The organism is Kitasatospora sp. NPDC057500, from assembly GCF_042802195.1.
Classification (GTDB): domain Bacteria; phylum Actinomycetota; class Actinomycetes; order Streptomycetales; family Streptomycetaceae; genus Kitasatospora.
This window is the reverse complement of sequence record NZ_JBHVER010000234.1, coordinates 1-7,753: the sequence shown is the minus strand read 5'-3', so window position 1 is coordinate 7,753 and position 7,753 is coordinate 1. Positions and strand designations below refer to the sequence as shown.

At 72.7% G+C, this 7,753-nt stretch carries 5 protein-coding genes and 1 pseudogene; 2 read left to right on the top strand and 4 right to left on the bottom strand.

From position 1 onward, the window contains the following. Positions 1-2,104 (bottom strand): hypothetical protein (locus tag ACFU74_RS32285; protein WP_380763280.1); only part of this gene is annotated, 2,104 nt, incomplete at its 3' end. Positions 2,105-2,270: 166 nt separating this feature from the next. Continuing rightward, positions 2,271-2,603 carry a trypco2 family protein gene (locus ACFU74_RS32280; protein WP_380763276.1) on the bottom strand — a complete coding sequence of 111 codons (333 nt, stop codon included), beginning with the start codon at positions 2,601-2,603 and terminating at the stop codon, positions 2,271-2,273. A 527-nt stretch (positions 2,604-3,130) separates the two neighbouring features. Here ACFU74_RS32280 and ACFU74_RS32275 point away from each other — a divergent pair. Beyond that, positions 3,131-3,859: pseudogene (locus ACFU74_RS32275) on the top strand (transposase); the annotation flags it as partial. A 5-nt stretch (positions 3,860-3,864) separates the two neighbouring features. Here ACFU74_RS32275 and ACFU74_RS32270 read toward each other — a convergent pair. Both ACFU74_RS32270 and ACFU74_RS32265 read right to left on the bottom strand, forming a co-directional pair. After that, positions 3,865-4,413, bottom strand: a complete 549-nt coding sequence (locus ACFU74_RS32270) for a hypothetical protein (RefSeq protein ID WP_380763274.1) — start codon at positions 4,411-4,413, stop codon at positions 3,865-3,867. Positions 4,414-5,634: 1,221 nt separating this feature from the next. Next, positions 5,635-6,126 (bottom strand): hypothetical protein, encoded by a 492-nt coding sequence (locus ACFU74_RS32265; RefSeq protein WP_380763272.1) that lies wholly within the window; start codon positions 6,124-6,126, stop codon positions 5,635-5,637. A gap of 1,014 nt (positions 6,127-7,140) precedes the next feature. Here ACFU74_RS32265 and ACFU74_RS32260 point away from each other — a divergent pair. Next, a complete protein-coding gene (locus tag ACFU74_RS32260; RefSeq protein WP_380763270.1) occupies positions 7,141-7,629 on the top strand; it encodes a hypothetical protein in 489 nt (162 codons plus the stop codon). The last annotated feature ends 124 nt before the right edge of the window (positions 7,630-7,753 follow it).

The following is a 7,753-nucleotide window of genomic DNA, read 5'->3' as shown; positions in this document are numbered from 1 at the left end:
CGCCCAGCCTGATGGAGAAGTTCAACAGGGCTGCAGCTAGGTCGGGCGCATGGTCGCCGCCGGGGTTGGCGTCGGCTAGGGCGCGGTAGTGGTTGGTGATGGCTTGGGTGAGGCGGACGGCGGTGGCGGCGAGGCGTTGGCTGGTGGGGGGAAGGATGTCGTGGAGTTCAAGAAGCGAGTGAAGGGTGTCGGGGCGGGTGGTGATGGTGTCAAGGGCGGTGATCAGGGGCTGGGGGTGGCCGGTGCGGGTCGCGGTGGTGATGACATGGCCCGCGATCCGCTGGTGGTGGCGCAGGCAGAGGTCGGTGAGGTGGGTGTCGAGGCGGCCCTGGAATGCGGGGTGGGCGGCGGCCCGGCTGTAGACGGTGAGGAGTCGTTCGGTCTGGGTGTCGTCGGCGCCGTCGAGGAGGTGGTCGGCGAGGGTGGGGTCGGCTTCGAGGGCGCGTCCGATGTGGCGTTCGGCGAGGCGGTCCGGCTGGAAGGTGCCCCAGGGCGGTCCGCCGCGCACGGCGGCGGGGAGGGGGTAGAGGGTGCCGAGCCAGACGGTGACGCGGTCGCGGCGGTCGCGGGTCTGGCCTTCGAGGGCGGGCAGGTGCTGCCAGAGCCGGTCGGCCTGTTCGCGGTCGGCGGCGCCGACGAGGTGGGCGGCGGCGAGCGCGGTCTCCAGGGTGCGGAGGCTGAGGGCGGGGGCGGTGGCGAGGACGGTCTGGCGCCAGTGGCGGCGTTCGTGGGTGAGGAGGCGGTCCTCGACGAGGTCGGCCTCCTGACCAACAGCGCCCCGTTCTCCGGGCCGGGTCCGTTCCGGGGGGCGGGGCTCGGCGGTGTCGAGGAGGTCGGCGAGGGCGGTCATGTGGAGAGTGAGGGCGTTGCCGTAGGCGCCGTGGTCGAGCCGGGGCGGGTGCAGGGTGCGGGCGAGGGCGGGCCAGTCGCGGGCGGGCAGACCGTCGACATGCGCGAGAGTGCCGGCGAGGGCTTGGACGGCGTCGCGGTACTGGCCTTCGCGGCTGGCGGGGGTGTCGTCGAGGGGGGTGAGGAGGTGGGTGCGGGCGGTGGTGAGGTGGTCCTCGGCGAGGCTGGTGGCGGTGGTGGCCTGCTGCCACCAGTCACCGTCGGTACGGGCGAGGAGGAGGAGCTTGAGCGGAGCGCCGGCGAGGTGGTCGGCGGCGGCTTCGACGAGGGCGGCGATCTGCTCGGTGCGGCTCTCGGCGTAGTCGAGGACGACCAGCAGCGGTTTGACGGCGTGCCGCAGGTCGCGCAGTTGTTCCGCGCGGGCGGTGGTGCGCGGCCACAGGACGGCCCAGCCGTCGGCGGTTAGCAGGTGGGCGAGATGGTGGGCGAGGCGGGTCTTGCCCTGCCCGCCGGGGCCGTGCAGGAGCCAGGCGCCGAACCCGCCCAGCCGGCACCAGGCGGTCAGTTCGCCGAGGAGGCCGTCACGGCCGTGGAAGGGGACGATCTGGTGGCGGGCCTGGAGGAGCGCCGCGGGTGAGGGCAGGCGCCGGGCGCGGTCGGGGTCCTGGGCACGGTCGGCGAGGTCCTGGAACTCGACCGCCTGCAGCCCGCCGCTCGGGCCGACGTCCCATTCGGCGAGGGCGGCGCGGAAACCGGGGTCATGGTGGAGGACGTAGGCGGGTACCGCGTTCAGCCGGCCGTGGGCGGAGTGGGCGCGGTCGGCGGCGACGACGCCGGTCAGGAGCCGGTCACAGAACACCGCCGCCCCGGACAGCCCGGCGAACGGCGACGTGCCGTCCACCCGCCACACCGGTGCAGACTGGTCGAGGTCGACGACCTGCTGGTTGCTCACGAAGCCCGTGCCCGGATTGAGGCGGCCGCGCAGCTGCTCGGCCTCCACGGCCCGGCCCGGCCGCTGGGCGACGTCGGGGATGCCCCAGGTCTCGCACGGGGTTCCGGGACGGTCGGTGACGGTCCGGCCCCAGCGCACCGGAGCGGTAGGCGGCTGCCAGTGGACGCTGTCGTGGACGAGGACCAGCGCCGCGTCGTCGCGCCCGCCCGGAGTACCGGCCCACACGACCCGGCCCTGCGCAGTGCCGGTGCCAGCCGGGTGGAACACCTTCACCCTGGTGCCGACGGGTCCGGCGACGTGCACGGAGGTCAGGACCAGTCTGCCGCCGACCGCGTACCCCGATCCCCGCCCGCCCGGCCCGTTCACCCCGGCAAGCCGTACCCGCTCCACCGCCGCCCCCTACCGTCCGGCCCTGCGAAACAGCATGTGCCGCAGCCGGACCAAGAGATACCGGCCGCGGGTTCGGTCCTCAGTCGTCGATGCGCTCGCTGCTGTCACCGGGGCCCTCCGGGCCCGGCGCGGCGGAGCGGACCAGCAGGTCGCCGCCGTCCGGGCGCTTGGAGGCCAGGGTGAAGGCGATGCGGTGGGTACGGCCCCGGGAGACGCCCGCCTGCGCCTCCGCGCCGACCACCCGGAGCTTGAACTCGCCCTTGGCCTTGGCGTCGGCGCGCAGCTCGACCTCGAACTCCATCTCCACCGGCCCGACCGCGAACACCAGCCGCGGATCGTCACCCGGCCGCGCGGCGGCCTCCAACAGCTCGTCGCGCACCGCCGCGACCGCGTCCGCCAGCGGAACATCCATCAGACCCGTCCCTTCCAGTACACGACCGTGCGGCCCTGCCGATGCGGACACCGTAGGGCCCGCTCGGGGGCTCTCGCAGGGCAAAGCCAACTTCGACCGGACCGGCCCACCCACCCGGACACCGGCGGGCCAGCCGGGACGGACAGGCGGCTACGCACAGGTGCCGAGCATCGAGTTCAGCGCGGCCTTCTCGGGCTCGGTGACGGACAGACCGTAGAGGTGAGGACCTTGGCAACCGCAGCCTCGTAGCTGGCGCGCGCCGCCCTCCCGGGGCCGCCAGCCCGCCAGCCGGCGCCGTCGACCCAGGCCATGACGGCGAGCTCTCCCCTCGAAGAAGGCGCGCACGACGCACTCGGTGTCGAGCCGCTCCCGGCCCCGGCCGGGCAGGACGGTGCGGTGGGTCGGAGGAAGGCCGGCGCCGGGAAGCCGAGCGCCTTCGACCGCGGTCTGGCCGCGCTCGCCCTGTACCGGGAACGCACCGGGACGGTGACCGTCCCGCGTCAGCATGCCGAGCCGGTCCCCGACACCGACACGGCGGCGAGTTCGTCTTCGGCCAGCCCGCGACGTGGAGTGCCCAGCAGGCGGTGACCGTCACCGACACCCGCCTCTACGGCAAGGCCACCGCGCGGGCCTGGGACCGGCTCCACCCCAGGCTCACCCGGCGCGGGGCCTGGCTCGACCACGCCGACGAACTGCCGGTCATCGAGGGCACCGTCATCCGCCTGAGCGTGGAGAAGCTGCCCAGCGGCGGGGTCAACAAGCCGGTCTGTCTCTGGTGGTCCGGCACCGGAGCCGCTCCCGCCGACGTCGACCGGTGCTGGCATTCGTTCCTCCACAGGTTCGATATCGAGCACACGTTTCGCCTGTTCAAGCAGACCCTGGGCTGGACGAAGCCCCGCCTTCGCAGTCCGCAGGCCGCCGATCGGTGGACGTGGCTCGTGATCGCGGCACACACCCGACTCCGGCTCGCCCGCCCCTTGGCCGCCGACCTCCGCCGGCCGTGGGAGAAGCGGTCCGAGTCGAGCAGGCTCACCCCGGCCCGGGTCAGACGGGGGTTCAGGAACCTCCACGCACAGACCCCAACGCCAGCGCGCGCACCCAAACCCTCCCGGCCGGGGCCAGGGCGCCCGCTCGGTTCGAGAAACAGCCGTTCGGCAACCCGTCACGACGTGGGCAAAGTCCTCGCCACCGGCGAGGCATACACCAGACCCACCCACCACAAGAAGGGCACCAAACCCCGACGACTGGATAAATGACAAGCTCAGGGGCGCCGGGGGGTGCGGGGGCCGGTCAGGCGCACGGTGCGGTCGTAGAGGTCGGTGCCGGTGCGGTCGATGGCGGTGAGGCGGGCGGCGGCCGGCGGGCGGGGCGTTCCGGCGGCGGTGGGCTCGCCGGGGGTGTAGTCGATCTGGAGGACGGCCAGGTGCTCGTCGGCCAGGAGGCGGTAGGCGGTCTCGGCGACGTCCTGGGCTGCGGCGCGGGCCTCGGCCTGGCGGGTGCGCAGGCGGGTGATGTGGGCGCAGGTTCCGCACAGGGCCCGGCCGTCTGCGGCCAGGGTGCACGGCGTCTCGGGGTGGGCGCCGCAGTCCTCGCAGGTACGGGTATTGGTGGTGCGGCGCGCGCCGGCCGCGAGGAGCTGCGCGGCGGTGGCCGCGGTCGGGACGGCCTCGCGCAGGACCGCGCCGACGTCCGGGTACAGGCGGAGGCCGGCCGCGGCGGCCGCCGACAGCCACACCACCGGTGCCTGGCCGGGGTCGTCCTGCTCGACCGCCGCGACGGCCTCCACCAGGTAGCCGGGCAGGTGGGCCACGTAGACCAAGTGCCGGCGCCGGAACGGCGTGACCTCGCCCGGCCGCTCGGTCTCCTGGTCCTGGGAGGATCGGGGTCAGGGCGGTGCGCGCCAGTTCCCATTGCCTGTGGCGCGCACCGCCTACGGGAGCACCGGCATGGCGGACTTCATGAGATGCACTCGGGCCGCACGCCGGGCCGGCGCCGGTGGACCTTCGTGCGGGCGTGCCAGCGGCCGGGCTGTGCGGCATCGGGACGCCGTGCAGTCACGGGCTGGGCGTTCGCGGCCGGGGTGACGAATCCCGGGTCGTCGGCGTTGGAGCGGGGGTGAGCAGCGTTTCCTCTCCCCGCCCTCGGCGCGGTGCCGGGTTGGGGCCACGCGTCGCCAGGCGGGCCTTCGCCGTCGTGGGCCGGGCCCCGCGGTCCCCGCTTCCCTGGTCGCAGGAGTCGGTCGACGACGGGCTGCAGAGCCTGCTGGCCGGCCATCAGTGGCTGGTGGCCGCGCGGTGGGCGGAGGCGTTCGAGGACCTGGACGAGGACGTTCTCGGCGAGGTGGCCCAGGAGCGGACCGAGGGTGCCCGCCGCGTGGAGCGGGCATCCTCGGTCCGCTCCTGGCGTCGTCAGGAGGTGGGACCGGGTTCCGGTCGGTGGATCGCCTCAGGATTCCCGACGGTCAGGACCATGTCCTGGCCGTCCCGCCATGCTCTCAGTGAGTCCCCCGCCCTGCTTCCGTCTTCGACCGAGGCACCCGCACCCTCAATTCTCACCGCCATTGCCTTTTGGGAGCATCCGACGGCTACAAACGAGAACGGCGGGATTTGCGCGGACGCCTGGGTGTATTTTCCGGCGAGAACGTTGCCGGGAAATCCTTGGTGAACATCCGAATGGACGCTGCCGGAAGGACGCTGCGATCCGACGAAACCGCGCACTGTAGGCGTCGCCTCGGTGGGTGGGACCGTCAGGAACGAGACCTCGCAGGAGCCGTTCCTGACTGCGAGGACCACGTCGACTTCCTCCACTCTCGCGATGCCGAGGATCTTGGCGGTGCCCTTGGCGGGAGGTGCATCGATACTGCCCTGGAGGGGCAGGCCCGCCGGTACGGCGGCCAGCCCCTCCAGGGCCCATGAGGCGTCTCTTCCAGGGGATGTCTTCCCGTCACCGGTGCATGCCGTCGCCAGGACTGCGGCGGCCAGGAGAACCGTCGCGCCCGCGAACCGGAAAGGGCGCCTCATACCGACTTCCTCTAATTCGACCAGGCGTTGTAGCAGAAGCCTACCGGGTGCTGCGCGCTGCCGTTGCCGACCCAGTGGTCGGTGACGGCACGGCTGTAGATGTCGTAGTAGAAGAGGTCGTACAGGGGGTAGGCCTCCAGATAACCGAACTTGCCGGCCGGAACGGCGTACGACCCGGACTCGGTGCGGGTGGCCGTGTCGGTCACACTGAACCCGACCTGGGTGGAGACCTTCCAGGCAGGGATCGTCACGCTCGCCGACCAGGTGCTCGCTATCGCCCTGCTCTGGGTCAGCGTCAGGGTCATGGGACCGGGGCCGGTGACCATGTCGACCCTTCCGGTCCCGCAGACCTGCCCCGCGTACCGCACGTCGCGGACCTCCAGGGTGATGTCACTCTCGGCCGTGCCCGGGGTCTGCGGGATCGTCGCGGCCTTCGTGGCGGGCGCCCCCTGGGGAAGCGTCGGAGCGGGAGCCTGGCGGTCGACGGTCCAGTGACCGGGCACCGCACCCGCCGGAAGCCGGGTCGCCACCCCCGCCCCCGAGACAACTGACGGCCCATCGGACACAGGTGCCGCCTGGGCCTGCGGCGCGACCATCACGGCCATCGCCCCAACGCCAGCCACGGCACACGCAATACGAGAAATCAAATTCCGCACAATTCCTCCTGCTTCGATTGGAATACAACGTCTGGACGCCTTGCACCTGAGCGGTGGCCGAGATCTCGGCAGTAGCGGTCACGGTCAGCGTCGCGCTCTGCGCGCGGGCGATCGCCCGGCTGATCGAGCCCGGAGCCGTTCGAGACGGTGCCGCTGCCACCAGAACCCCGCCACCAGCCGATCTACTCGCAACAGCGGCTGGTCACGGGCTCGCAGAGTTCCTGCCCCAGCCCGGATCCACATCAGCGGCGCTCACCGGCGCAGCCCCCCAGGACCCGGCCACCACAGCACCGGCGAACATGCCGACAACGGCCTTCTCCACCATCGGATCCCCCTGGAGCGACCCGAACGGGTCGGATACGGAGAACCCTGGGCAACAAGAGGCGGCAGAGGAACAGGACTTGAGAAAGATCTGAGGATTCCATGACAAGCAATAGACGGCTTTCCACTCGGAACCAGGCTGTGCACATGGTGCGCACCACTTCGACACCGACGAGCTGCTGTACCCGTCGCCCGCCGCACCGGCGTCCGACGCCGGACCGGGCGAGTGACGATTCCGACCGACGCTGCAGGTGGGGGCCGATCAGCAGCACGGTGAGCACCGAGGCCGTCTCGGGGTCGGTGACAGGATGGTCGGGGCCGGTCGGACCCCACATCCAGTAGATCCGCCAGGCGTCGGCGCCGGTCTCGACGTAGGAGTCGAAGACGCGGCGGCGGCCGTGGCCAGGCAGGGTGCGGTAGCGGTGGGTGCGCAGACCGGGGTGCCGCCGCTGGCACCGGTCCGCCGCAGGTGGCCCGCGACGACTGCGCATCCCGGCGGTGCAGGGTGACGAATCCGGGGACGGCGGCGTTGGAGCGGGGGTGAGCAGCACTTCCACTCCCCGCCCTCGGCGCGGTGCCGGGTTGGGGCCGGGCGTCGCCGGGCGGGCCTTCGCTGTGGTGGGCCGGGCGCCGCGGTCCCCGTTCCCCTGGTCGCAGGAGTCGGTCGACGGCGGGCTGCAGGGCGTGCTGGCCGGCCATCAGCGGCTGGTGGCCGCGCGGTGGGAGGCCGTGTTCGAGGACCTGGACGAGGACGTCCTCGGCGAGGTTGCCCAGAAGGCCCGCCAGGACGGGCGGGACCCGGCCGGGGCCGTCGACGTCTTCGTACGGATCCTGGTGCGGCAGCTGGAGGACTGGAGGCAGGCCGACACCGCGTTGGCGAAGTCGCTGGACGAGGCGGCGCTCGGGCGGCCGTTGCCGGTGTGGGCGGCCGACGCCCTGGCCGCCGAGCAGGGCCGGCTGTGGGGCGCGCGGCAGGCACTGCTGGAAGCCGTTGCCCGGCACCACCACGGCGGCCCCGCGCCCTGGTGACCCGGCGGCAACCACCTTGATGGTCGGCCCTAGGGCCTGTGTGATGTTGTGATCAATCTCCGGGTTCTGCCCCGCTCCGGGGCAGAACCCGGTAGGAATGTTGGATGTGACGCGCAGGCAACTC

Bases quoted from the DNA above. Each gene is read 5' to 3' on its own strand.
- ACFU74_RS32280 (WP_380763276.1), bottom strand. From the start codon at position 2,603: ATGGATGTTCCGCTGGCGGACGCGGTCGCGGCGGTGCGCGACGAGCTG.